This is a genomic window from Oscillospiraceae bacterium (assembly GCA_022483045.1).
Lineage (GTDB): Bacteria > Bacillota > Clostridia > Oscillospirales > Acutalibacteraceae > Caproicibacterium.
In genome coordinates this window covers 406,355-431,054 of record JAKVOA010000001.1, presented here as the reverse complement: position 1 = coordinate 431,054, position 24,700 = coordinate 406,355, and the positions used below count along the sequence as shown (strand labels likewise).

Sequence of the window (24,700 nt, the reverse complement as noted above, 5' to 3'; positions counted from 1 at the left end):
AGATCCTGTATCCGTTTAATCCAGCTTATCCGCCATATCGCCGTAAGGGCTCTCCAGCGCATTCTTTTTATCTGCGTCACTGGTATACTTCTTGACCAATGCTGTGGATTTTGCCACAGGCTGCAGTGTGCCGGCGCCAGCTACACAGCCGCCCGGACATGCCATGCCCTCCAGCAGATATCCGTTGTACTTGCCGGCCTTTGCAAGGCGCATCATCTGGCGGCACTCCCGCAGGCCTTGGGACGCCTGCACCTTGACCTCGCGGTTGGGGTCAATTTTATGAATGACATCGACAACCGCTTTGGCAACACCTCCACTGACAGCAAAGCCGCGTCCGGCAGCTGTTGCGTCATCCAGGTCGCTGTCCGGCAGGGCAGCGACCAAATCGACGCCGCGGGCCTCAAACATACCCATGACTTCTTCAAAGGTGAGCACAAAGTCCACATCGCTGCGAATCGTGCGGCGGCTTGCTTCCAGCTTTTTCGCTGCGCAGGGGCCGACAAAGACCACCTTGCAGTTTGGATGTATTTTTTTCAGTCGGCGGGCAGTCAGCACCATCGGCGTTAGGGCCATGGAAATATACGGGGCAAACTGTGGGAATTCCTTTTTCGCCATAACCGACCACGCCGGGCAGCAGGAAGTTGCCAGGAATGGCTGCTTCTTCGGCACCTTGTCGATAAAGTCATGCGCTTCTTCCAGTGTGCACAGGTCAGCACCGACAGCAACCTCGGAAATATCTGTGAAGCCCAGCTGCTGGAACGCGGCGCGCATCTTTTCAGGGGTCATTTCCGGACCAAACTGCCCCACAAAGGCGGGCGCAACAGCCGCGTAAATTTCGCCTTCCTGTTTGAGTGCATGTACAACCTGGAAAATCTGCCCCTTGTCCGAAATTGCGCCAAACGGGCAGCTGACCAGACACTGGCCGCAGGAAACACATTTGTCATAATCAATGGTTGCATGCCCGTCTTTGTCAGAAGAAATAGCATTCATGCCGCAGGCAGCAGCGCAGGGCCGCTCGATGCGCACGATTGCATGATAAGGGCACACATTGACACAGCGGCCGCATTTCACACAAAGCTTTTGGTCGATTTTGCTTTTTCCGGTCTCGATATCTTCAGAAATTGCATGGCGGGGGCAGACCTCCCTGCAGGGATGATCCAGACAATTCTGGCACATCTCTGTAATATGCACAGATTTCTCCGGACAAGCATTACATGCAAATTTAATCACATTGACCAGCGGCGGATCATAGTATTTTTCCGCAATGGCACTTTCAACAATTCCTTCAGAAAGCGGTTCATTCTGTTCTACAGGCCGTAAGGGCAGGCCGATTGCAAGGCGCAGGCGCTCGCCAACAATGGCGCGCTCCAGGAAAATACTGTTGCGATAGCTGGAGTGCTCACCGGGCGCAATTTTGTATGGAAGCTCTTCAATACGGTGGGCATAGTCGCCCCCCTCATAGGCCAAGCGTGCCACTTCAGTAAAGACTTTGCGGCGAATTTCCGTAACGGAAGAGTGTACACCTCTGATAGCCATGAAACATTCTCCTCTTCAGTAATTATTTTTAATCTGGCAGCCGTTTTTCTTTAAATAAAGAAAGAATTCCCGTACTGACAGATGCTTTCAAAAAAGCACTGATAACAATTCTATTATAACAAATAGGTGGGCTTTTGTCTTGTCATTTTTATAATTTTGTGAGACTGATGATTTCAGAAAGGTTTTTTTGTGAAGATTATGTATTGAATTTGTAGGACCAAAAGAATACAGAATTTATACCGGTAAAAGAATTGCTTTTGGCGAACATTTGTGCTATTATTAGGTTAAAACATTTGTTCTTTTCGCTTTTTCTATTTTGAAAGGAGGCGCCGGACATGAGCCGCATCATTCTGCACAGCGACTGCAACTGTTTTTATGCTTCTGTAGAAGCACTGTACCATCCGGAACTAAAAGGCAGGCCTTTTGCCGTGGGCGGCGACCCCCAGCAGCGCCACGGCATTATTCTGACGAAAAATCAGCTGGCCAAAAACTGCGGTGTGCAGACCGGCGAAGCCCTGTGGCAGGCGCGCCGCAAATGCCCGCAGCTGGTCGTGCTGCCGCCGCGCTTTCCACTTTATCAGAATTTTTCACAGCGCGCAAGAGAAATTTACCTGCAGTACACCGATTTAGTAGAGCCGTTTGGCCTAGACGAAGCCTGGCTGGACATTACCGGCAGCGTCTCGTCTGCTGAAGCAGGTATTCAGCTTGCCAACGAACTGCGCAGCCGTATCCACCGGGAACTGGGCATCACCGTAAGCGTCGGCGTCAGCTGGAACAAAGTCTTTGCAAAGCTGGGCAGCGACTACAAAAAGCCGGATGCCACGACGGTTTTTCTGCAGGACAGCTGGAAAAACAGGATTTGGCCTCTGCCGGCATCTGACCTGCTGTTTGTCGGCAAAGCGACCCAAAAAAGGCTGCTGGAGTACGGCGTGCACACGATTGGAGACCTGGCCGCCATGCCGCAGAAAACCCTGCAGGCAGCTTTTGGGAAAAGCGGCACCCTGTTGTGGAGTTATGCCAACGGCCTCGATACCTCCCCTGTTGAGCGCTGGGGAAACCGGCCTGCAGTCAAATCCATCGGCAACTCCACCACAACGCCACGCGACCTCACCTGCAGTGAAGATGTAAAAGTCATTCTTTTGGTTTTAGCAGACAGCGTTGCGTGCCGCCTGCGGGAACAGGGTTTTCTGGCCCGGACCATTTCCATCGGTGTGCGTGACTGCCGGCTGCATTCTTTTACGCGGCAGCATGCACGGCAGCAGTACACCAATATCACCCGGGAAATTGCTGCAGACGCCTACGCGCTTTTCTGCGCAAACTATCACTGGGAGCGTCCGGTGCGCAGCGTCGGCATTACCGTTTCGGACTTTGTCTGTGCAAGCCAAGGCGAGCAAACCAGCCTTTTCTGCGATGAAAAAGCCAGAATGCGGGCTGAAAGTCTGGACTCCGCGACAGACCAGCTGAAAAAGCGGTACGGTAAATTTTGTATCCACCCTGCGGTGCTGCTGGCAGACGAGCAGCTTTCCGGTACAAAAATCCATGGTGTCTGCGCGCTGCCGCCTGCCGCAGACAAAGTAAAATGAAACGGATACACCCCCTTGGCAGCACGCAAAAAACGCGCTGCCGTTTTTCTTTGCAAAAACAGCTTTTGCAGCGCGAATAAAGCTGCCCAGGGCTTAATGGATCTTATAATGTAAACGACCACAAAGTTTCCGGCAAAAGCAGCGGGTGCTTTTTGACGCAGAAGAACCGCATTCTGTCAGATTCAATTCTGTCATGAACAATGACCTTTTCTCCCGCAAATTCCCCCTTGTTTTGTATATTGTTTCTCAAAAAACACAGTTTTTTATAAATTTTTTTTAGAATTTTGTAAAAATCGACTTGTATTTTGTAAAAAGATGTGCTATAGTATAAGCCAAAGTTAAAGGAACTTTTTCAACTGAATCTTGTAACCCGGAGTATAGAGTATGGGAAATCGCAGCCTTTTAGAGGCAGTGGTTTCTATGCTCTTTTTTATTTGCTTACAAGTGGGTTGGCTGTTGCTGCCGGATTGGGGAAACCGGCAGCGGCGGCTGGCCTTATCCCCAAAATCCCCGGAAGTGAAAAAGCACCTTTCCTATTCCAACAATAAACTGTAACCTAGGGCCTCTGAAAAGCCCAAACCAAGAATTTCTACCTGAAGGAGGAAAAAAGATCATGGCAAAAAAGTATGTAATGGCATTTGACGCAGGAACGACTTCCAACCGCTGCATCCTTTTTAATCAGAAAGGTGAAATCTGCAGCGTTGCGCAGAAAGAATTCACACAGTTTTTCCCAAAGCCAGGCTGGGTCGAGCATGATGCTAATGAAATCTGGGCAACTCAGTTAAGCGTAGCCGTGGAAGCAATGCAGAAAATTGGCGCAACCGCAGAGGAAATTGCAGCAATTGGCATTACAAACCAGCGTGAAACGACCATTGTGTGGGATAAACATACCGGTGAGCCTGTATATCACGCCATTGTCTGGCAGTGCCGCCGCACCGCAGAGTATGCCGACAGCCTGAAAGCAAAGGGCTTGACCGATACTTTCCGCCAAAAGACCGGCCTAGTCATAGATGCTTACTTCTCCGGCACAAAGCTTCACTGGATTCTTGAAAATGTCCCCGGCGTACGTGAGCGTGCAGAGCGCGGCGACCTACTCTTTGGCACCGTTGACTGCTGGCTAATGTGGAAGCTTTCCGGTGGCAAGATTCATGTAACGGATTACTCCAACGCTTCCCGTACCATGCTGTTTAACATCAACACCCTGCAGTGGGATAAAGATATTCTTAAAGAACTGGATATTCCGGAATGCATGCTGCCGACACCGATGCCGTCTAGCTGTGTGTACGGCACCGCAGATCCGCAGTTCCTGGGCGGCCCGATTCCGATTGCCGGCGCTGCCGGCGACCAGCAGGCTGCATTGTTCGGACAGACCTGCTTTAAACCTGGCGAGGCAAAGAACACCTATGGCACCGGTTGCTTTATGCTGATGAACACTGGCGAACAGCCTGTCTTCTCTAAGAACGGCTTGGTTACAACCATCGCCTGGGGCCTTGACGGCAAGGTAAACTACGCACTGGAAGGTTCCATCTTTGTAGCCGGCGCGGCAATTCAGTGGCTGCGTGATCAGCTGAGAGTCATTGATTCTTCCCCGGATTCTGAGTACATGGCAAACAAAGTAAAGGATACCGACGGCTGCTATGTTGTCCCTGCATTTACCGGCCTTGGTGCTCCGCACTGGGATCAGTATGCACGCGGCACCATTGTTGGCTTGACCCGCGGCTGCAATAAGTATCACATCATCCGCGCTACACTGGACAGCCTGACCTATCAGGTCAACGATGTTTTGAACGCAATGAAAGCAGACTCTGGCATTGACTTAGCTGCCCTAAAAGTAGACGGCGGCGCCTGCGCCAATAACTACCTGATGCAGACCCAGGCTGATATCATCAATGCGCCGGTACTGCGCCCGACCTGTGTCGAAACCACCGCAATGGGTGCTGCTTATCTGGCCGGTCTTGCTGTCGGCTACTGGAACAGCAAAGAAGATGTTATTAAGAACTGGGCAATCGACCGCACCTTCAAACCGGAAATTTCGGAAGAAGAGCGTGCTGCCCGCATCAAAGGCTGGAACAAAGCTGTGAAATGCTCTTACGGCTGGGCAAAAGACGAATAAGCTTTTTGTTCACACAGCTTACATACGGTATATAAAAAACGAATAAGAGTTGGGAGGAAACTATTATGCTACCGTACATATCTGAATTTGTTGGTACGATGATCCTGATTATCCTCGGCGACGGCGTGGTAGCAAACGTTACGCTGAACAAATCCGGCATGAAAGGCGCTGGTTCCATACAGATTACGCTTGCTTGGGGCCTTGCAGTCATGCTGCCGGCATTTGTCTTTGGCAAAGCTTCCGGCGCTAGCTTTAACCCTGCACTGACGATTGCACTGGCCGCTGCCGGTCAGTTCAAATGGTCAATGGTTCCCGGCTACATTATTGCTCAGGTAGCAGGCGGTTTTGTTGGTGCCTGCATTGTTTACCTGCTGTTCAAAGATCAGTTTGATGCAACTGACGACCCCGGCACAAAGCTTGGTGTCTTCAGCACCGGCCCTGCAATCCCGAATATGGGACGCAACTTCTTCAGCGAATTGATTGGCACATTTGTGCTGGTCTTCACAATTCTTGGTCTTGCACAGGTTCCTGAACTGAACGCCGGCGTTGCAAAACTGCTGGTCAATGGTATCATCGTTTCTGTAGGCATGAGCCTTGGCGGCCTGACCGGATATGCAATTAACCCTGCTCGTGACCTTGGGCCTCGTCTTGCGCATGCAGTTCTGCCGATCAAAGGCAAAGGCACCAGCAACTTTAAGTATGGCCTGATTGTGCCAATCTTTGGGCCAATCGTTGGCGGTTTGGTTGCAGTTCTGCTTTACTCCGTGATTCCGTGGACTCAGGTTGTTGCATTGGTCTGACAGCATTTGATGTACTGACACGACCTGCAATCTGTCTGGTCCTATGAAATACACCTTCACAATCTTTCTGGAATGACATGGTTTAGAAAAAGCCGCACAGCTTTTTGCAAAAGCAAAGCTGTGCGGCTTTTATTTTGTGTGTTTCTGCACCCGTATGAAATGTCTATATTGATTCATCCTTCTTTTTCATTTCATCTGCAAGCCATGTAACACAAGTTCCATTAGAAAACATAATGGCCACAAAACTGCCATTTGCAGATACGGCATATCTGATACTTGAAGTCTGTCTTCTCCAATCAAAGCCGACGTGGGCAAGTCTAGCATGCTGCGCCGCATTACCTATAGCAAAGTCTTTGTGGATTTTATCACCCGTTATCCGTTTGCTGCCTACTTTTTACATGAAACGACTCTTTAGTGACAGCAAAAATTTCCATGATAATCCAAAGTTACGAATCATCACAGAAACTTTTGCTTTTGTAAAAAGCAGCAAGCTGCCTTCTTATTATCCTTTCACTGCTCCACTGGACATACCGCCAACAATGTATTTCTGTCCTACAATGAATACCAACAGAACCGGTACGATCGTCAGAATAATATCCGCACTGACCAGATTCCATGAATTTTCAAATGCGCCAAAGAAATTGTAGACGGCAAGCGTCATTGGCCATTTTGTGGATTTATTCAAATAGTACAGCGGCATCGTAAAGTCATTCCAAATTGCCATGAAATTCAATACAAAAAGGGTTGCCATCATTGGCACCAACAGCGGGAGAATAACACTGATAAACAACCGCCACGGCGAGCAGCCGTCGATGATTGCCGCTTCGTCAATATCACGTGGAATCGTCCCAATAAAGCCATACGCTAAAAATAGGCTGAGAGGAATATTGACCGCCACATAAAGGAGGATAATGCCTGGACGTGTATTGACTAAATGCGTTACCTGCATCACTTTCATCAGTGCGACATTGTTAATTGGCATTGCAATACCCGAGACAATGAAGTAATACAAGAATTTGTTTGTCCCTTTTCGATTGCGGGAAATGACATATGCTGCAGCAGCCACCAAAATGATAATGATAACAACACTGCACAAAGAGTATAGCAAACTGTTACAAAAAGAAGAAACCAGTTTGCCTTGCTTCATCACGACTACATAGTTCTGCGGCTGCCAGGTTTTAGGCAAAGTGAGCGACATTGTGTTTGAATCGCCCTTCGTTTTAAAAGAATTCAAGAACAATACAACCAGCGGTAAAATAACAACCAAAGAAAGAAACACCGTGACAATATTTGCAATTACTTTCCACACGCTTCCCAAGACATGTGTCCCTTTGCCGGATTTCTTTTTTGTGATTTCTTCAGCAGACATTAAGCTTCTACCTCCTTATTCTCCATAGAGCGCAAAATAAAATACAGCAAAGCCAGCATGAAAAAGAACAGCACACTAGACAAGGTGGTACCCATTGCATAATCGCCCGTTGAAAACAATTTGTAAACAGCGGTATTGATAACTCCTGTTGCGTTGCCGGGGCCGCCGTTCGTTAAAGCATAAATCATATCAAAGACACGCAAACCGTATGTAATATTCAGTACTGTCACATTTACAATAACCGGGCGCAGCAGTGGTAACGTAACATGCTGAAACTGCTGCCAAAAATTTGCGCCGTCCATACTGGCTGCTTCATAATACTCGGGCGCAATTGAGGTAAGGCCCGCAATAATAACCATCATAATATAGCCCATACCTTTCCAGGTATCCACAGCAATTACTGAAGGCCAAACAAAGTGCAAATCTGTCAGCCAGTTCTGTGCCAACGAGCCAAGACCGATTGACCGCAAAAAATTATTTACGAAACCGGTAGTCGGGTGCAGCATGCTTTGAAACACCAAGCCAACAACCAAAAAAGACATAACCTGCGGCGAAAAGATAATCATACGGTGCACATTGCGCAAGCGGATAAAAGGTCTGGTCAAAAGCAATGCCATAAGCAGGCCTAAAATTGTTTTTGTAATTGTTGTCGCAACGGTAAATAAAATGGTATTGCTGATATAGCTCAGATACTCCGAGTGTCCGGAAAAGATTTTTTGGTAATTTTGCAGTCCCACAAAATTAATTTTCTCTGTAAAGCTGTTCCAATCTGTAAAAGAGTAGCCAATGCCTAACAGCCCCGGCAGCAGGCACAGCAGAAAGAAAATGGCTGCAGCAGGTACAGCGAACCACCACGGATATATTTTTTTTCGGTCCATACTAATTCCTCCGTTTACACTAAATATGTGAATTTGCCTGTATTCAAAAAGGGAGCTTCCTTTTAGAAAGCTCCCTTTTCTGTCAGGATGTAAATGCGGGGTCTTTCTGTAGCTGTGCCTGCTGCTGACGGCGCTTTTCTGCGCTCTTTATCACATCATCAGGTGTCATAGCACCTGTATACATAGACTCAATATCTTTGCCAATATCCATAAACTGAACGTCAACATAGTTGGCACCAATCTGTAAAACCTTTGCGGTTTTATGGCTCTTGATGTATTTTTGGTCTTCGTCAGTGTACTTTCCCTTAATCTCAGGCCAACAGACCTCTGAAATACCAGGCTGCCCTGCCAAACGTTTTTTCAAGTTTTCCGGACGTGCCAAAAAGTCAAAGAACTTTTTAGCTGCATCGGCATTTTTACTGTCTTTACTGATAAAGTACGCATTACTGGCAGGGTTTACACCAATAACCTGATTATCACCCCAAGGCTGTACAAAAATGCCGAAATTCGTCTTACAGTTCGGGTAGTCCGCTTTAATTTCATCGCGGAAAGCCGCCTCGGCAATATACATAGCTGCTTTGCCTTTTGCCATCGCTTCTTTTGCATCAGCCGTTGCATTGCTCATATAGTCCTTACCAAAATACCCTAAACTGGCGCATTCTTTCATCTGGTTTAGGATTGTCTTCATCTGTGGAATATCTGTCAGCTTCTTTTTATTTGCATTCAATTCCGTAAACAGATTTGCATCCTCTTTCAGATAAACGCCCGAATTTTCTGCTACTGGCAAGACCTGATGCCAGCCATCTGTCGTAGCCTCATAAATAGGTGTAACATCCGGCATTTTTGTTTTTATTTTTGCGCACGCGTCCTTAAGTTCCTGATATGTTGTCGGTACATTTGCAATTCCGCATTTTTTAAATATTTCTTTATTGTAAATGTAAAAATACATTTTCTTTCCCGGGAAAGTAATTCCGTATACTTTGTTTTTTAAAGAAACGGATGGCAACACATCCTTATCTATTCTGCTTACCCATGATTGGTCGGAAAGATCAGCACAGTATTTTTCAGGATTGATTGCACTTTCTAGAGAGTTGGTCGTATCGGCACAGAAAATGTCGGGGACCTCGCCTGATTGTTCCTTTACTTTCAGCAGATCACGCCATTGAGCGTCAGGTGAAATCTGAAAATCAATTTTTATGCCGCTCTCCTTTTCAAACTCAGCGGCCAATTTCTGTACTATACCTGAAGTTGGCAAACCAGACTGATGGGAACCAAAGGTAAGGGTTATTCCGGTTGATTTGCCGCTTGTGCCGCCAGATGCTGTACTGCTGTCTTCTGATGAACAGCCAGCTAAACACCCCACAGCCATAACCGCCGCCATTGTGAATGACAAAATTCGTTTTCCACTCTTTTTCACAGTAGTTTCCTCCCGTAAATATTGCCTATATTTTGTTGATTTCAAGCGCTTGTTTTATCGTAAATAAATAATACACTGAATTATCTATGTTTAAAATAGATAAAATCAAACAGTTGCTTGCATTTTTTTGAACTATATTATAAACTGTTTTAAAAGGAAGTGATTTACCTGTGCCTAAACACACGCGGCACCGCTTTTCCCAAAGGACTCGTCTTTTTTCTGTGTATGGCATTTTTATTCTTTTGGTTTTGCTCTCACTTTTCATATACATCTATCATTTTAACCGCCAAAATGTACTACATGATGCCACAATAAAGCAAACCAACATTTGTGCCTCTGTACGTGATTCAGTTACAACTGAGCTAGACAATATGTCTACAATTTCTTTAAATCTAGTATATTCCAGCGCTATTCGCAAAAATTTCAGCAGCTTTGCTTCTTATGCAGCAATGCCTGCCCCCAGCGCAACCGACACTTTGCATTCGCGCAGCGATGCTTCGGCAATTTATGATGTCATTACTGCAATGATCGGTTCTTACCAAACTGTTACACAGGTCAATCTTTACACCATGGATGGCTCCTGTGTCGGCTCTGGATTTCAGCAGCGTATCTCCACTGTAAAATTAAACACTCTCCCTTGGTACCAAAAGGTAACTGCACAAAAGGGTTTAAAATATATTTCCGCACCGGAAACGAACCTAAGCCTTCCTGCAAAGAATGCTAACCAAAGCTCCCATTGCTTTATGTCACTTAACCGTATGTTTTTTAACGAAAAAGATAAAGCAGAAGGCATTTTTGAAGTTGTACAGGATTGTGGACAAATCTTTGCTTTAGCTGATGAAATGCAGTCTTCCAACAACGGCTTGCATTTATATATATATAACGATCGAAATGAGTTGGTTTACCCTTATGCCGGCAGCGAAGCCCACACTGATTACTTAGCACTGACAAAAAATGCTCATTTAAAAGATGGAGAAGGTTGCATGCTCTCTGTATCCGCAAAATCTTCTCAGCTTATCTCCTGCAGTTCTTTGTCAAAATACGGCTGGACAGTCGTCGCTGCTGAACCGCAAGCAACTGTTTATGCTTCCCTGATTCCCTTTCGCGCATCTTTCTTATGTTTTGCCGCAGCCGCTCTTTTGGCAACGTTGGCCATTTGCTTTCTTCTTGCAAAACAAATGTCTCTTCCTCTGCGCAAACTAACACACACGATAAAGAAACTGACAATCGACCGCGTACTGGATTCAAACCAAAAAGCGCCGGCTCTCCCTGACAGCAATATCGCAGAAATTGCTGATCTATGCACTTCTTATCAAAACATGTATAGCCAGCTATGCACCTCTTCCCATGATTTACTGCTAGCCCGTTCAGAAGAAATACGGGCTGACCTACAGGCAACACAAAGCCTTATCAACCCGCATTTCCTTTATAACAGCTTAACTAGTATCAGCATTCTTGCCGAAGACGGTGAAGATGCGGTCATCACACATCTTTGCAATGCACTCTGCGATTACTTTCGCTATATCTCTGACAGCAGCCAAAGTATGGTTCCTCTACAAGAAGAATTGGACTGTACTGAAAAATATATTTCCTGCATGCAGATTCGCTTTGGCGATGCGCTTTCTTATACAAACGATGTCTCACCAGAAATAGGTGCTGTGCTAATTCCTAAATTGATTGTACAGCCTTTGGTCGAAAATGCATTTAAATATGCTTTTAATGGCCCGCCACCTTGGTTTCTACATGTATCTGCCACTTCTGACGGCAATGTCTGGCGTATTTGTGTAGAGGACAGCGGCGGCTGTCTTTCAGACGAAAAGCGCAGCACAATTCTTTCTGAACTGCACCATATGCACAAAGCTGATGAGCTTCAAAATATGAAGATTGGGGGCATGGGCCTTAAAAATGTCTGGCTGCGGTTAATACTACTCTATGGTGACCAGGCCTTTTTTGATATTGACAACCATATCCCTGGAAAGACTACTTTTCTCATCGGCGGTCCAGTGAACCTAAAAAAGGAGAGTCCTACCCATGCGCATTTATAAGTATATCGTTGCAGAAGATGAACCGCTTATCCGCCGCAATGTACTGAAAAAAATCGGAGCATTAAACCTTCCATTTGCAGCAGCAGGAGATGCCGGTGACGGAGCAACCGCATTGAAATTAGTAGAAGAGCACCTGCCTCACATCGTAATAACGGATATACGTATGCCAGTTATGGATGGGCTAACTCTAGCGCATCATCTATATGAAAACCATCCACAGGTTCATTGCATTATTCTCAGCGGCTACGATGACTTTAAATATGCACAGGAAGCCATAAAATATAATGTAAACGATTTTTTACTGAAGCCTGTAAAACCAGAAGAATTAAAAAAAGCATTACATCGTGTATTGCTTCAATTAGATGCAGAACACCAGAGTCAGGACGAATTACAAATTCAAGGTGAATCTGCTGAAGAATTGAATACTCTGCTGGTCGATTATCTGCGTGCAAATTATCGAACAGATATCTCTCTTGGGCGGCTTGCTGAACAATTTGGATTTTCTCAGGAGTACTTGACAAAAACATTTAAAAAATACAATCAAGATACGCCGCTTAAATATATTGGGAAGCTGCGTATTGCGTCTGCCAAACAGTTGTTGCTAAACGAGCCGGGAATGGAAATTAAAAAAATAGGCGAATATGTTGGCTATCCAGATTCATTTTATTTCAGCCGTGTATTCAAATCCAATACCGGCGAATACCCCAGTGAATACCGCACCCGTATGTTAAAGCAGAGATAAAGCATATTTAAACATAAAAAAGCCCCAGGAAGCCTTGCGGCCCCTGGGGCTTTTTTGGTCGAGGTGACAGGACTCGAACCTGCGACATCATGGTCCCAAACCATGCGCGCTACCAACTGCGCTACACCTCGTAAAACAACATTATCTATTATAAAAAATTTTTGTAAAAAAGTCAAGACAAAGTCAACATATCTGCCATATAGACACGCAAAATGAGGAGCAGCGTATCAGCTGCAGCGAAAACTATGCCCTCTGGCCGCAGCCGATAAGCTGTAAAACGACGGTTTGCATGACAAAGTTATACTTTCGTATACGGATTTTGGTATTGTCCATGCTTTTCTGTATGACTGCCGTACTGAATGGCAAACTTGGGACAGCGGTGCAGACAGCCCAGACACAGCGTACATTTTTTCTTTACCCAAACTGGTTTTCTGTCCCGCAGCTCTATCGCCTGCACCGGACATTTCTCAGCACACAGGCCACAGCTAACACAGTCGGCGGTGACTGTAAAGTGGAAAGTTTGGCGTGCAAACTCATAAGCAGGACGGGCAAACACCTTTGCAATCAAATAGGGCGCTTTTTTCTGCATAAAATCGCCGGTCATTCGTTTTGATACTTTTTCGATTGCAAAGCTGACCTGTTCCTCGGCCGCTGCGTTTTGCGCTGCCACTTTGTCCGGATTACTCAAATCAAAAAGCGGTGTCCAAGTATCTGGCATTTTTACAGAAAAACATGCGGAAAAGGAAAGGCCTTTCGCACCCAAAAGCCGTGCTGCAAATGCACCGCTGGCTCCCGGTGTTGTGCCATAGGTAGCCACAAAATAAAGATAAGTCCCTTGTGGTACTGTCAGTTTCAGTTTCTTTAGAAATTTCTCTGCAATATCGGGCAGTCCCCAAAAATACACCGGCAAAACGACGCCGACGCTTTCCCCCTGCACCGCCATAAAGGCAGAGTGCCCGGTTTTCATGCACGTGGAAATGGAAATCATCTCCCCGCCTGTCACTTTTAAGAGCCGTTCGGCCACATATTTGCTGTTGCCTGTAGCTGAAAAGTAGAAAATCATAAATGGATTCACCTCGCAAAAAAGTCCGCACAAACCCTTATAAGCACAAATACTTTGCTTCTGCCGTCTATTGAAAGCGGCCCTTTATGGAAATTCCTATTTCTATTTTATCAAAAGGCGGAAGCTGTTTCTACCTCTTTGCCAAATTTTTTCTGTGTTTTCTCTGCACCAGTCATTCCCTACCTGCAGGAAAGCTTTTGAAAACTGCCTCTGCATTTTTTCGGCATAGCGCTGCTGCGATTCTTCTGCAGGCAGCAGGCGTTTTTCCCTTCAAAGCACCTTCAAATAGAATTCACTTGAAAAACATAGAAACACCGCTTGAAAGGTGTTACATGAAATGGTAAACTTATAAAGTACGCTTGTGCGGCGTACGGGAAGGACAGACACTATGACGACCAAAGAAAAGCTGAAAGCTGCGTGGAAATACCTGACCTCGAAAGAAATGATTCTGTACATTGTTTTCGGGGTATTGACAACTGCACTAAATCTTGCCATTTATTTTATCCTCACAAATATCGTAAAGATGGACCCGTCGCTGGCATACTTTATTGCCTGGCTGGTAGCAATGCTGTTCGCATTCGTTACCAACAAAAAGTATGTCTTTGAAAGCAAAGCAAAAAAAGCAAAAGCACTTCTGTATGAATTTGCTACCTTTACCGGCGGGCGCCTGCTTACCTTTGCAGTCGGTGAGGTTTTAATCACAGTCTTTGTCAAACAGCTGGGGCAGTCTAATTTGATTTGGAAGTTAATCACCAACGTCATCGAGATTGTGGGCAACTGGCTTGTCAGCAAGCTCATCACTTTTCGGAAAAAAACGGACTGAATTTGTCCGGCTTGGAGGAATAGAACAGAATGAAAGCAACTGAAAAAACGATGGACACGATCGTTTCGCTGTGTAAAAACCGCGGCTTTATTTACCCGGGCAGCGAAATTTACGGCGGCCTTTCCAATACCTGGGATTACGGCCCGCTGGGTGCCGCTTTTAAAAACAATGTCAAGCGCGCCTGGCTCAAAAAATTTGTACAGGAAAGCCCTTATAATGTCGCGCTGGATTCCGCAATTCTGATGAATCCGGAAGTCTGGGTAGCTACCGGCCACGTGGGCGGCTTTTCTGACCCGCTGATGGACTGCAAAGACTGCAAGACCCGCCACCGCGCCGACAAGCTGATTGAAGACTTTACCGGCGAACCGGCAGACGGCTGGAGCAACGAAAAGATGACGGCTTTCATCAAAGAAAACCACATCAAATGCCCCAACTGCGGCAGTGAAAACTTTACAGATATCCGCCAGTTCAACCTGATGTTTAAAACTTTTCAGGGTGTTACAGAAGACGCGAAAAACACCGTTTACCTGCGTCCCGAAACCGCACAGGGTATCTTTGTAAACTTCGCAAATATCCAGCGTACCACGCGCAAAAAGCTTCCTTTTGGCGTCTGCCAAATCGGCAAAAGCTTCCGCAATGAAATCACCCCTGGCAACTTCACTTTCCGTACACGTGAATTTGAGCAGATGGAGTGCGAGTTCTTCTGCAAGCCGGATACAGACCTTGAATGGTTCAAATACTGGAAAGACTACTGCGAAAACTGGCTCTACTCCCTTGGGCTGACAAAGGAAAACCTGCGTCTGCGCGACCACCGCGCCGAAGAGCTTTCTTTCTACTCCAAAGCGACAACAGATATCGAGTACCTGTTTCCGTTTGGCTGGGGTGAACTGTGGGGCATTGCCGACCGCACCGATTATGACCTGAAGCGCCACCAGGAACACAGCGGCAAAGACCTGACTTACTTTGACGCCGAAACCAACCAGCACTACATTCCCTATGTCATCGAGCCTTCCCTCGGTGCAGACCGTGTGGCACTTGCATTCCTGTGCGACGCATATGATGAAGAAGTTGTCAATGAAGAAAAGCACGACACCCGTGTGGTACTGCATCTGCACCCGGCCCTGGCACCTTACAAGGCCGCTGTGCTGCCGCTCTCTAAGAAGCTGAAAGAGCCCGCACAGAAAGTATATGCAGAATTGGCAAAGGACTTTATGGTTGACTACGACGAAACCGGCTCAATCGGCAAGCGCTATCGCCGGCAGGACGAAATCGGAACCCCCTACTGCATCACCTATGATTTCGACAGCCCAGAAGACGGCTGCGTCACCATTCGTGACCGCGACACCATGGAGCAGCAGCGTGTAAAGATTGAAGAACTGACCCCATGGCTGCAGGAAAAAATTGATTACTAAATTTTCATAAAGAAAAGCAAAAACGTCCGCTGCATTGTTGGTGATGCAGCGGACGTTTTTTAGATTTTATGTTTCTTCCCGATTTAACTGTTGACCATTAAATCACAGATATCATTGCTGAAAGAAACCGGGTCGTCAATCGGTACCCCTTCAATCAGCAAAGCCTGCGTATACAGCAGCTTCGTGTACTTCTTCAATTTATCTGGCTCCAGTTTATACAGCGCGGTCAGTTTCTTGAAGATCGGATGGTTTGCGTTGATTTCCAGCACACGCTGCGCCTTTACCTTTTCACCACCGCCGTTTGGCATATCATTCAGCACTTTTTCCATTTCCAGTGACAGCGCGCCGTCAGTAGACAGGCAGACCGGGTGGCTCTTTAGCTTGGTGGAAAGGATAACCTGTTTCACTTCTCCGCCCAGGGCATCTTTCATGAAGTTGAGCATATCCTTATTTTCTTCCACTTTTTTCTTTGCTTCTGCCTTTTCTTCCTCAGTCTGCAGGTCTAAATCATCGTCCGAAACAGACTTGAATTCCTTGTCGGCGTACTTCATCATCGCGCGCAGGGCGAATTCATCGACCGGCTGGGTCAGGTACAGAATTTCGCACCCCTTATCCTTTACCGACTCGGTCTGCGGCAGCATATCCACTTTAGCCACAGACTCGCCGCTGGCATAATAAATATACTTCTGGTCGGGCTGCATGCGGTCAACATATTCCTGCAGGGTAACCATCTTTTTCTCTTTGCTGGAATAGAAAAGCAGCAAATCCTGCAGCAGATCTTTGTGCTGGCCAAAGTCACTGTAAACACCATACTTCAGCTGCAGGCCAAAGGCCTTAAAGAACTGTTCGTATTTTGTGCGGTCATTTTTCAGCATATTCTTCAGTTCTGACTGAATCTTCTTTTCCAGGCGGCCCTCAATGATGTGCAGCTGGCGGTCATGCTGCAGCATTTCGCGGGAAATGTTCAGGCTCAGGTCCTGGCTGTCGACTAGGCCGCGCACAAAGCTGAAACAATCCGGCAGCAAATCGGCACACTTGTCCATAATCAATACGCCGTTGCTGTACAGCTGCAGTCCTTTTTCATAGTCGCGCGTATAGTAGTCGTAGCTGGCGTGTGACGGGATAAAAAGCAGGGCGGTATACGTAGCGACACCCTCATTATAGCTGTGAATCACGCGCAGCGGGTCCTCGTAATCGCCGAATTTGCTCTTATAAAAGCTGTTGTATTCCTCCGGCTTAATTTCATTCTTGTTTTTCCGCCATAGCGGCACCATAGAGTTGAGTGTTTCAACCTCGGTGTAGTCCTCATATTCCGGTTTATAGTCTTTGGGGGCATTTTCCGGCTTTGGCTTCTGACGGCTCTTCTGTACTTCCATACGAATGGGGTAACGGATATAGTCGCTGTATTTTTTCACCAAATTCTTTATAGTGTACTGATCAAGGTAAGTATCGTAATTGTCATCATCAGTATTATCTTTCATCTGCAGCGTAACCTTTGTGCCGCGCTCTGCTTTTTCGCAGGGATCTACGGTATAGCCCTCCGTGCCGCTGCTCTGCCAGCGCCAGGCCTCATCGCTGCCATAGGCTTTGCTCTCTACAATGACATGCTTTGCCACCATAAAGGCCGCATAGAAGCCTACACCAAACTGCCCGATAATATCAACATGCTCATCTTTCTGGTTTTCCTTTTTAAAGGCAAGGGAACCCGACTTTGCAATGGTGCCCAAATCTTTTTCGAGATCCTCTTTACTCATGCCGCATCCGTTATCTTCGATAACGAGTTCGCGGTTCTTTTTGTCCAACGCAATGTGAATCTGAAAATCATCGCGGGAAAGACCCGTGTCATTTTCCTGCAGCGAGCGGTAGTACAACTTATCGATAGCATCGCTTGCGTTGCTGATTAGCTCACGCATAAAAATCTCTTTATGCGTATAAATAGAATTGATCATTAGGTCCAAAAGACGTTTTGATTCTGCTTTAAACTGTTTCATATTTTACGCCGCCTCTGATTTTTGAAGTTTTAGCACTCTATTATCTCAAGTGCTAAAAGTATTGTAGTCCTTTTATACTGGAATTTCAATAAACAAATTGTGAATAATGTAACAAAAAAGTGCCCCCAAAGACAGGGGCACTGCATTCTTGTACAAAAGTCTTTTACTGGAAAGGAAAAGTCAGCAAACGGTTTTCGCCTCTACACAAGGCCTTACTTATTATCTTCCTGGTTGTTGGCACTGTGCGGCACATAGTCGCGGTCTATTGTAATCACCGGATAGTAGTTTTCACTGAGTGCTTTAATGCCCACATGCACACGCCGGCGCAGCTCTTCATTAGAGAGTTTGCAGGAATACGGCGCGCACACGTCGAAAATTAAGTTAGAGTGTGTCGGCCCCCACACTACGCGAAAATCATGAATGGTAGCCTGTGGCTCCACGGCCTTTACCATCTCTGTCACTTGGTGGCACAGTTCGTTGGTACGTGGGTCATCGGCAATAATGGGATCCATATGGATAACCAGCTGAATCCCCAGCTCTGCGCCGACCGTGCGCTCGATATTGTCAATCAGGTCATGGCTGACTAAAACATCCTGGTGGGCATCCACTTCACAGTGTACAGAAGCAAACCAGCGGTTTGGGCCGTAATTGTGTACTGTCAAGTCATGTACACCAAGAATACCATCATAAGTCATAATGCTTTTATAAATCTGATTAACCAGTTTTTTGTCTGGTGCCTGCCCCAGCAGCGGGTCACTGGTTTCTTTAATCAGCTGTATGCCTGTAATAATAATCAATACTGCCACTGCAAGACCCATGTAGCCGTCTAAGTTGAAGCCGGTTAGTTTTGTGATGAAAATGCCAACCAGAATGGCTGTAGTTGAAAACACATCGTTGCGGCTGTCTGCAGCGGTAGCAGCCAGTGTGGCAGAGTCAATGCGCTTTGCAACTTTCTGATAAAAAGAAGACTGCCAAAGTTTAATGCAGATAGAAACCGCTAAAATCACAATCGACAAGACGCCCGTCTGTGCCGCCTGCGGCGAAAGAATCTTTGAAACGCCCTCTTGTGCCAGCTGAATACCGACAAACAAGACTGCTATGGAGACAATCAGCCCACTGATATACTCAATGCGCTCGTGCCCAAACGGATGCTCTTCATCTGCAGGCTTCTCAGCCAGCTTAAAGCCCATCAGCGTGACGACACTGCTTGCGCAGTCGGAAAGGTTGTTGACAGCATCTGCTGTGATAGCAAGGCTGTGGAACAAGGTGCCCGCAATAAATTTGATTACTGCCAAAAAAAGGTTGCTCGCCACACCGACAGTGCCTGCAAAACGACCATATGCCGCATGCACCTGCTGATTTTCTGTATTCTCATTGTTTGGCACAAAATGACGAATTAACCATTCAGTCATAAAAAGTCCTCCTGACCAGCGCGCATCGGCAAAATTTTGTCCCGCGCGTTATGTAAAAAAAAGCCTCTCCGCCCGGAGAGGCAATCATTTCTGGGTAATAGGAAGTATACCACTACGATTATTAAATAGCAAGAATTTCCTATTTATTTGCAAAAAGGCTGCCGCCGTGGCAGTCAATCGCCACTAGAAGCGGAAAATTCTGCACTGTAAGCCGCTTAACTGACTCGCACCCCAGGTCCTCAAAAGCGATAACTTCTAGTTTTTTTACGCACTGCGCCGCCAGAGCGCCTGCCCCACCGACTGCACACAGGTATACCGCACGATTGCGGCAAATGGCCTGGCAAACCTCTTCACTTCGCCCGCCCTTGCCAATCATGCACTTCAAACCTGCATCCAGCAGAGCCGGTGTATAGGGGTCCATGCGGCCGGAAGTGGTCGGTCCGCAGGCACCAATCGGCAAGTTGGGCGGCGTAGGGGTAGGCCCAGCGTAATAAACAGTAGCCCCTGCCAGCGTAAACGGCAGCGGCTTTCCCTCTGTCATCAGCGCGCGAATACGTTTGTGGGCCTGGTCGCGTGCAGTGTAAATCACGCCGCTCAAAAGTACCTGTTCCCCTGCGTGCAGCAAAGGCGCCTGCTGTGTCATTTCCTGTGCATTTATCTTTATTTTATCCAAAGCGGCACCTCTCTGCGCGGCCTGTGCACACGCTGTTTACATCATTTTTTTCTTCTTTAAGATCATTGCCGCAACGACTGTACACACGACAATCAGCACTATGGTAAATACAAAGCTGGGCTGCGGCAGGCCCGTGACGTTCATGCCATAGATACCTGAAATAACCGTTGGCACCGAAAAAATCAGCGTAATGGACGCCAGTATTTTCATTACGTTATTCAGGTTATTGTTGATAATCGAGGCAAAAGCGTCCATGGTACTGGAAAGAATATTCATGTAGATATTAGACATATCAATGCCCTGTTTTACCTCAATCAACACATCTTCCAACAAGTCTTGGTCCTCATCATAAAGCTTTAAAGCGCGTCCGCGCATAATCTTTTCCAGTGTGCTTTCATTCTGTTTGAGAGAAGAAGAAAAATACACCAATGATTTTTCAATATCGAGCAGCTGTACCAATTCATCGTTTTTCATAGAGCGGCGCAGTTCTTTTTCCATCAAGTCACTTGTACGCTCAATTTGCTTTAAGTAAAGCAGAAAGCGCGTTGCCACGCGCAGCATCAGTTGCAGTACAAAGCGGGTTTTCAGGTTTGTCTGCACGTTTCGCACAGCGCCGTCGGCAAACTCATCCAGCACCGAGTTTGGGTACAAGCTGACCGTCAGCACATTCTTTTCCGTAATAATAATGCCAAGCGGCCGGGTAGAATAAAAGAGCTTGTCGTTTTCGGTCTTTTCAACAACAGGAATATCTACAATCAGCAGCGTGCTGTTGTCTTCGCGGTCAATACGTGGACTCTCTTCTTCATCCAGTGCAGCGCGAAAAAAATCCGGCTCAATCTTGTAGTCACGGATCAACTGCGAAACTTCCTCGTCCTGCGGGTCGATGCAGCTGATCCAACAGCCGGGCTCGCAGGAAGGAAGCTCCTCCATTTTATCGCCGGCAGTTTTGTAGTAAGACAGCATTGCTTTTTTAACATCTCCCATATTCTGAAAATGCACCCGCTCACGCAATGCCACCCTCAGGAAAGTTTGCACAACCAGCATGATTATAACAGGAAACCGACAAATTGACAAGCTCGCCTGCTTTTATTTTACCAATCTTTAAAGTTTCACGCCGGCAGAAAAAAGCCGGTGCCTGCGTTTTGCACACAGACACCAGCCCTTTTGCTTTCTGTATAGATATTACTTATTCCGATTGAAAATCGACATAATATCGACAAAGCCTTCGTCGTCATCCTCAGCCGGTGCCTGCTGCTTTGCAGGTGCACGATCAGCAGATGCTGTCTGCTGCGGCTGCTGGCGCGGTGCTGCTGTACGTGCAGCAGGGCGGTTATTGCCGTTAAAGGTACCGTTGAGAATATTGATATCGTCATCTGCACCGGTTTCTGCTGTGTCGGCATCTGCGTCTTCATCTGCGCTGGTGTCAAAACCTGTTGCAATGACGGTAATGCTCATCTCGTCATCCATATTTTCATCAAATGCAGCGCCCCAGATGATGTTTGCATCATCGCTGGCCTGTTCGCTGATCATGGAAGAAGCCGTTTCAATTTCATCCAAACCGATATCCGGTGAAGAAGTAATATTGATAATAACGCCCCTTGCGCCGCTGATGCTGGTTTCAAGCAGCGGGCTGGAAATCGCCATGTTGGCAGCTGTCTCTGCCTTGTCTTTACCGGAAGCACGGCCTACGCCCATGTGTGCATAACCGGCGTCTTTCATTACGGCGGTCACATCGGCAAAGTCCAAGTTTACAAGGCCCGGCAGCTTAATCAAGTCAGAGATGCTCTGCACGCCCTGGCGCAGCACATCATCGGCCACAGAAAAAGCATTCAGCAGGGTAATGCGCTGTTCGGAAACAAGCTTTAAGCGCTCGTTGGGGATAACCACAAGGGAGTCAACATGCTCACGCAGCTGTGCAATGCCCTCTTCGGCCTGCTGCATGCGGCGGCGGCCCTCAAAAGCAAAGGGCTTTGTCACAATGCCAACCGTAAGAACGCCCATGTCACGCGCAATCTCGGCCACAACCGGCGCAGCGCCGGTACCTGTGCCGCCGCCCATGCCTGCAGTGATAAAGACCATGTCGCTGCCGCGCAGGGCCTCTGTAATGGCTTCACGGCTTTCGTCAGCAGCCTTGCCGCCCATTTCGGGCTTGCTGCCGGCGCCTTTTCCGTGTGTCACTTTCTCGCCGATCTGAATCTTCTGGGTCGCCTTTGAGCGGAACAGTGCCTGCTTATCAGTATTTACACTAATAAACTCCACTCCCTGTACTCCCATGGTGACCATGCGGTCAATGGCGTTTCCGCCGCCGCCGCCGACGCCGACCACTTTTATTTGAACGATATTCTCGAAGTCGTTGTCAATCTCAAAAGGCATTTGCCGGTTCCTCCTTATTGTTATCCCGCAGTAAATACTGCAGAAGTCCTTTTCCCATAGCGGTTCTGTTATACAATCATAAAACTAATTTATCACGTTTCGCGTATAATTTCAATGCTTTTTTTCGCTTTCCGCCGCTTTTCACAAAAGCAGACAGAAAAAACGGGGCTAGCCGCTGCTTTCCTGTGAAACTCCACTTTGTTGCTGCGTTTGGCTTGCAGCAGAAGATGCACTGCTGGAAGCGGCAGATGAAGCCGATTTTTGGGAAGCGGTCGACGATGCCGCCGCAGAAGACGGCGTAAACCACGTAACCGACTTTTCTTTGCTGACAGAAGAAACATCAAAAGTGCCCTGCTCACCGGAAAGGTGCTGGTCGATGGTAGCCTTTGCAAACCGAAACTTTTTCTGCAGGTAAGTAGAGTTGCCAAGCTTAATCGTCAAAATCCTGCTGTTCTTTGTCGTGCAGGCAACACTGATATTGTAGATGTCTGAAACATCAATCGCTGTGGTACCCGAAAAGCCCGTGTCAACGATTGCCTGTGTCACCTGCCTGTAAATGCTGCTGCGCTGATTATCTGCAAAAGAAACTACGCTGCCCAGTTCTGCCGACTGCACTGTCAAGCCTTTTATGACCGGTACATTTGACGGTACAGAATCGGAAATTACCATGACGCGGCCGTTTTTATCCATTAAAATATACTTGCCGTTCCACAGCACCGCACCGGAGGGTTTCCCCTCTTTCACCTGTATAATTACCTTAGACGGCAGCTGCCGGCTGACCGCGACCTCTGTTAAATACGGACAAGCTTTTTCAACATTTTTCGCAGTTGTGTCAGTATTTACTTGAAACCAGTTGGTTCCCTGTTTTACCCCACTAGCCGCAGTGATTTGTGAAACCGTATAGCGGGAAGTACCGGAAACCTCGATGGTACGAATCTGGAACAGAAAAATTACACACAGCACAACCGCCGTGACAAGCACAGCCAAAAAGGCCAAAATGTAAAACAGCACCTGCATCCGCTTGCGGTGGCGCATACGCTGATAGGCACGCTGGCGCTGCTTTGGGGACGTGTCTCGCCGTCGTGTCCTTCCTGTCTTTTTCACATCATTTTGCGTCATTTGTCAGTCCTCCGCTTCCGGAATACGTTCAATACGGGCGCCAAGGCCCTGCAGTGTCTTTTCTATATGCTCATAGCCGCGGTCGATATGGTGCACGCCGGAAATCAGCGTTTCACCTTGCGCAGCCAGCCCGGCAATCACCAGCGCCGCGCCGCCGCGCAGGTCTGCAGCCTCTACTGCAGCACCCGAAAGGGCCGGCACGCCCTCTACCACGGCCACGCGGCCGTTTACACGAATATTTGCCCCCATGCGCAAAAGCTCGCCGACATGCTTGTAGCGCTCTTCAAAGATATTCTCCACAAAAACACTGGTGCCCTGTGCCAGCGTTGTCATAGCCATCAGGGGAGCCTGCGCGTCTGTTGGAAAACCCGGATACGGCATTGTGCGAATGCAGTGCACCCGGTGCAGCACTGCAGGCGGTGTCAGGGTAAGGGTATCGCCTACAGCAGTCATACGGCAGCCGGCTTCCTCAAAAGCAGGCAGCACCGGAACCAGATGACGCGCAACGACACCGCGCAGGGTCAGCTTGCTTCCTGTAGCGGCTGCAGCGGCCAGGTAAGTGGCCGCTGCAATACGGTCTGGTATCACGCGGTAAGTACAGCCTGAAAGCCGCGGAACGCCCTCAATCCGCACAGTGCTTGTGCCGGCGCCGAAGACACGCGCACCGCAGGCATTTAAGAAACCCGCAAGGTCCTCGATTTCCGGCTCACGGGCGGCATTTTCCAATACAGTTGTTCCCCGCGCCACTGAAGCGGCAATCATCACATTTTCTGTTGCACCGACACTGGGAAACGAAAGCGTTGTCTCTGCACCGTGCAGCCCACCCGGCGCCCGGCAGACCAGCCGGCCGTGGTCCTCGCTAATCTGTGCACCAAGGCGGCGCAGCGCCTGCAGATGCAGGTCGATCGGCCGCGGGCCAAGCTCGCACCCGCCTGGAAAACTCAGCGAAGCCTCGCCCAAGCGGCCTATCACCGCACCCAGAAAAATAATAGAAGAACGCATTTCCCGCATCAGCGTATCCGGAATGGTGCAGGAAGACACCGGTCCAGCATCTATAAAGACACTGCCCTCGTCGGTTTTTACGCGGCAGCCCAGCCCGCGCAGAATAGTAACCGCCGTATCCACATCAGAAAGGCGCGGGCAGTTTTGCAGGACACACGGCTCGGTGCACAGCAGAGAGGCCGCCAGCAGGGGCAGAGCGCTGTTTTTAGCACCGTGCACCTGCACTTCCCCGCGCAGCCGGCACGGCCCGCTGATGCGTAACATTGACATTTGCAACACCCCCACATAGTCTTTGCCATACTATGCAGGGCAGTACCGGTTTGGTTACGAAAAGGCAGGCGGGCAAAGC

21 protein-coding genes and 1 tRNA gene are annotated in these 24,700 nt (G+C 47.8%); 9 read left to right on the top strand and 13 right to left on the bottom strand.

The annotated features are described in order from the left end of the window. Window positions 1-15 precede the first annotated feature (15 nt). Entirely contained in the window at window positions 16-1,530 is a 1,515-nt protein-coding gene (locus LKE53_02105) for a 4Fe-4S dicluster domain-containing protein (GenBank protein ID MCH3971557.1), read from the bottom strand. Window positions 1,531-1,871: 341 nt separating this feature from the next. Between LKE53_02105 and dinB the strand changes: the two genes are divergently transcribed. From dinB to LKE53_02085, 4 genes are all read left to right on the top strand, one after another. Next, entirely contained in the window at window positions 1,872-3,119 is a 1,248-nt protein-coding gene (dinB, locus tag LKE53_02100; GenBank protein MCH3971556.1) for a DNA polymerase IV, read from the top strand. Window positions 3,120-3,503: 384 nt separating this feature from the next. Continuing rightward, entirely contained in the window at window positions 3,504-3,674 is a 171-nt protein-coding gene (locus tag LKE53_02095) for a hypothetical protein (GenBank protein MCH3971555.1), read from the top strand. Window positions 3,675-3,732: 58 nt separating this feature from the next. Then, window positions 3,733-5,232, top strand: coding sequence for a glycerol kinase GlpK (gene glpK / locus LKE53_02090; GenBank protein MCH3971554.1), 1,500 nt, complete (start codon window positions 3,733-3,735; stop codon window positions 5,230-5,232). Between the two features lie 65 nt (window positions 5,233-5,297). Then, window positions 5,298-6,032, top strand: coding sequence for an aquaporin family protein (locus LKE53_02085; protein MCH3971553.1), 735 nt, complete (start codon window positions 5,298-5,300; stop codon window positions 6,030-6,032). A gap of 502 nt (window positions 6,033-6,534) precedes the next feature. On the opposite strand, the gene LKE53_02080 is transcribed toward LKE53_02085, so the two are convergent. From LKE53_02080 to LKE53_02070, 3 genes are all read right to left on the bottom strand, one after another. After that, complete coding sequence (locus LKE53_02080) at window positions 6,535-7,401, bottom strand: carbohydrate ABC transporter permease (GenBank protein ID MCH3971552.1); 867 nt, start codon at window positions 7,399-7,401, stop codon at window positions 6,535-6,537. Beyond that, a complete protein-coding gene (locus LKE53_02075) occupies window positions 7,401-8,279 on the bottom strand; it encodes a sugar ABC transporter permease (protein ID MCH3971551.1) in 879 nt (292 codons plus the stop codon). The genes LKE53_02080 and LKE53_02075 overlap by 1 nt, the downstream gene beginning before the upstream one ends. An 82-nt stretch (window positions 8,280-8,361) precedes the next feature. After that, window positions 8,362-9,696, bottom strand: a complete 1,335-nt coding sequence (locus tag LKE53_02070) for an ABC transporter substrate-binding protein (GenBank protein MCH3971550.1) — start codon at window positions 9,694-9,696, stop codon at window positions 8,362-8,364. Between the two features lie 170 nt (window positions 9,697-9,866). On the opposite strand from LKE53_02070, the gene LKE53_02065 reads away from it, so the two are divergent. After that, window positions 9,867-11,741 (top strand): histidine kinase, encoded by a 1,875-nt coding sequence (locus tag LKE53_02065; GenBank protein ID MCH3971549.1) that lies wholly within the window; start codon window positions 9,867-9,869, stop codon window positions 11,739-11,741. Continuing rightward, the gene (locus LKE53_02060; GenBank protein MCH3971548.1) at window positions 11,728-12,483 is read left to right on the top strand and encodes a response regulator; all 756 of its coding nucleotides are present in this window, start codon (window positions 11,728-11,730) and stop codon (window positions 12,481-12,483) included. The genes LKE53_02065 and LKE53_02060 overlap by 14 nt, the downstream gene beginning before the upstream one ends. A 55-nt stretch (window positions 12,484-12,538) precedes the next feature. Here the strand turns inward: LKE53_02060 and LKE53_02055 are convergent. Together LKE53_02055 and LKE53_02050 are read right to left on the bottom strand one after the other, a co-directional pair. Continuing rightward, window positions 12,539-12,614, bottom strand: a tRNA-Pro gene (locus tag LKE53_02055). A gap of 167 nt (window positions 12,615-12,781) precedes the next feature. Further along, the gene (locus LKE53_02050; GenBank protein ID MCH3971547.1) at window positions 12,782-13,546 is read right to left on the bottom strand and encodes an EFR1 family ferrodoxin; all 765 of its coding nucleotides are present in this window, start codon (window positions 13,544-13,546) and stop codon (window positions 12,782-12,784) included. 86 nt (window positions 13,547-13,632) lie between these two features. Here LKE53_02050 and LKE53_02045 point away from each other — a divergent pair, with 86 nt between their 5' ends. Genes LKE53_02045 through LKE53_02035 form a run of 3 tightly spaced genes read left to right on the top strand, consistent with a single transcriptional unit; the run spans window position 13,633 to window position 15,781 of the window. Continuing rightward, entirely contained in the window at window positions 13,633-13,890 is a 258-nt protein-coding gene (locus LKE53_02045; GenBank protein ID MCH3971546.1) for a hypothetical protein, read from the top strand. 44 nt (window positions 13,891-13,934) lie between these two features. Then, window positions 13,935-14,369: a GtrA family protein gene (locus LKE53_02040; GenBank protein ID MCH3971545.1), complete on the top strand. Its 435-nt coding sequence runs from the start codon at window positions 13,935-13,937 to the stop codon at window positions 14,367-14,369. Between the two features lie 29 nt (window positions 14,370-14,398). After that, window positions 14,399-15,781: a glycine--tRNA ligase gene (locus tag LKE53_02035; GenBank protein MCH3971544.1), complete on the top strand. Its 1,383-nt coding sequence runs from the start codon at window positions 14,399-14,401 to the stop codon at window positions 15,779-15,781. A gap of 83 nt (window positions 15,782-15,864) precedes the next feature. Here the strand turns inward: LKE53_02035 and htpG are convergent, their stop codons facing one another. From htpG to murA, 7 genes are all read right to left on the bottom strand, one after another. Then, window positions 15,865-17,772, bottom strand: a complete 1,908-nt coding sequence (htpG, locus tag LKE53_02030; protein MCH3971543.1) for a molecular chaperone HtpG — start codon at window positions 17,770-17,772, stop codon at window positions 15,865-15,867. A 212-nt stretch (window positions 17,773-17,984) separates the two neighbouring features. Continuing rightward, window positions 17,985-19,184 carry a cation diffusion facilitator family transporter gene (locus LKE53_02025; GenBank protein MCH3971542.1) on the bottom strand — a complete coding sequence of 400 codons (1,200 nt, stop codon included), beginning with the start codon at window positions 19,182-19,184 and terminating at the stop codon, window positions 17,985-17,987. Between the two features lie 139 nt (window positions 19,185-19,323). Further along, window positions 19,324-19,857, bottom strand: a complete 534-nt coding sequence (locus tag LKE53_02020; GenBank protein ID MCH3971541.1) for a FumA C-terminus/TtdB family hydratase beta subunit — start codon at window positions 19,855-19,857, stop codon at window positions 19,324-19,326. 36 nt (window positions 19,858-19,893) lie between these two features. Then, on the bottom strand, window positions 19,894-20,820 hold the full coding sequence (locus LKE53_02015) for a magnesium transporter CorA family protein (protein ID MCH3971540.1): 927 nt from the start codon (window positions 20,818-20,820) through the stop codon (window positions 19,894-19,896). Between the two features lie 219 nt (window positions 20,821-21,039). Further along, the gene (gene ftsZ, locus LKE53_02010) at window positions 21,040-22,230 is read right to left on the bottom strand and encodes a cell division protein FtsZ (GenBank protein ID MCH3971539.1); all 1,191 of its coding nucleotides are present in this window, start codon (window positions 22,228-22,230) and stop codon (window positions 21,040-21,042) included. 168 nt (window positions 22,231-22,398) lie between these two features. After that, window positions 22,399-23,349, bottom strand: coding sequence for an FtsQ-type POTRA domain-containing protein (locus LKE53_02005; protein ID MCH3971538.1), 951 nt, complete (start codon window positions 23,347-23,349; stop codon window positions 22,399-22,401). A gap of 3 nt (window positions 23,350-23,352) precedes the next feature. Then, window positions 23,353-24,621, bottom strand: a complete 1,269-nt coding sequence (gene murA, locus LKE53_02000) for a UDP-N-acetylglucosamine 1-carboxyvinyltransferase (GenBank protein MCH3971537.1) — start codon at window positions 24,619-24,621, stop codon at window positions 23,353-23,355. Between the last annotated feature and the right edge of the window lie 79 nt (window positions 24,622-24,700).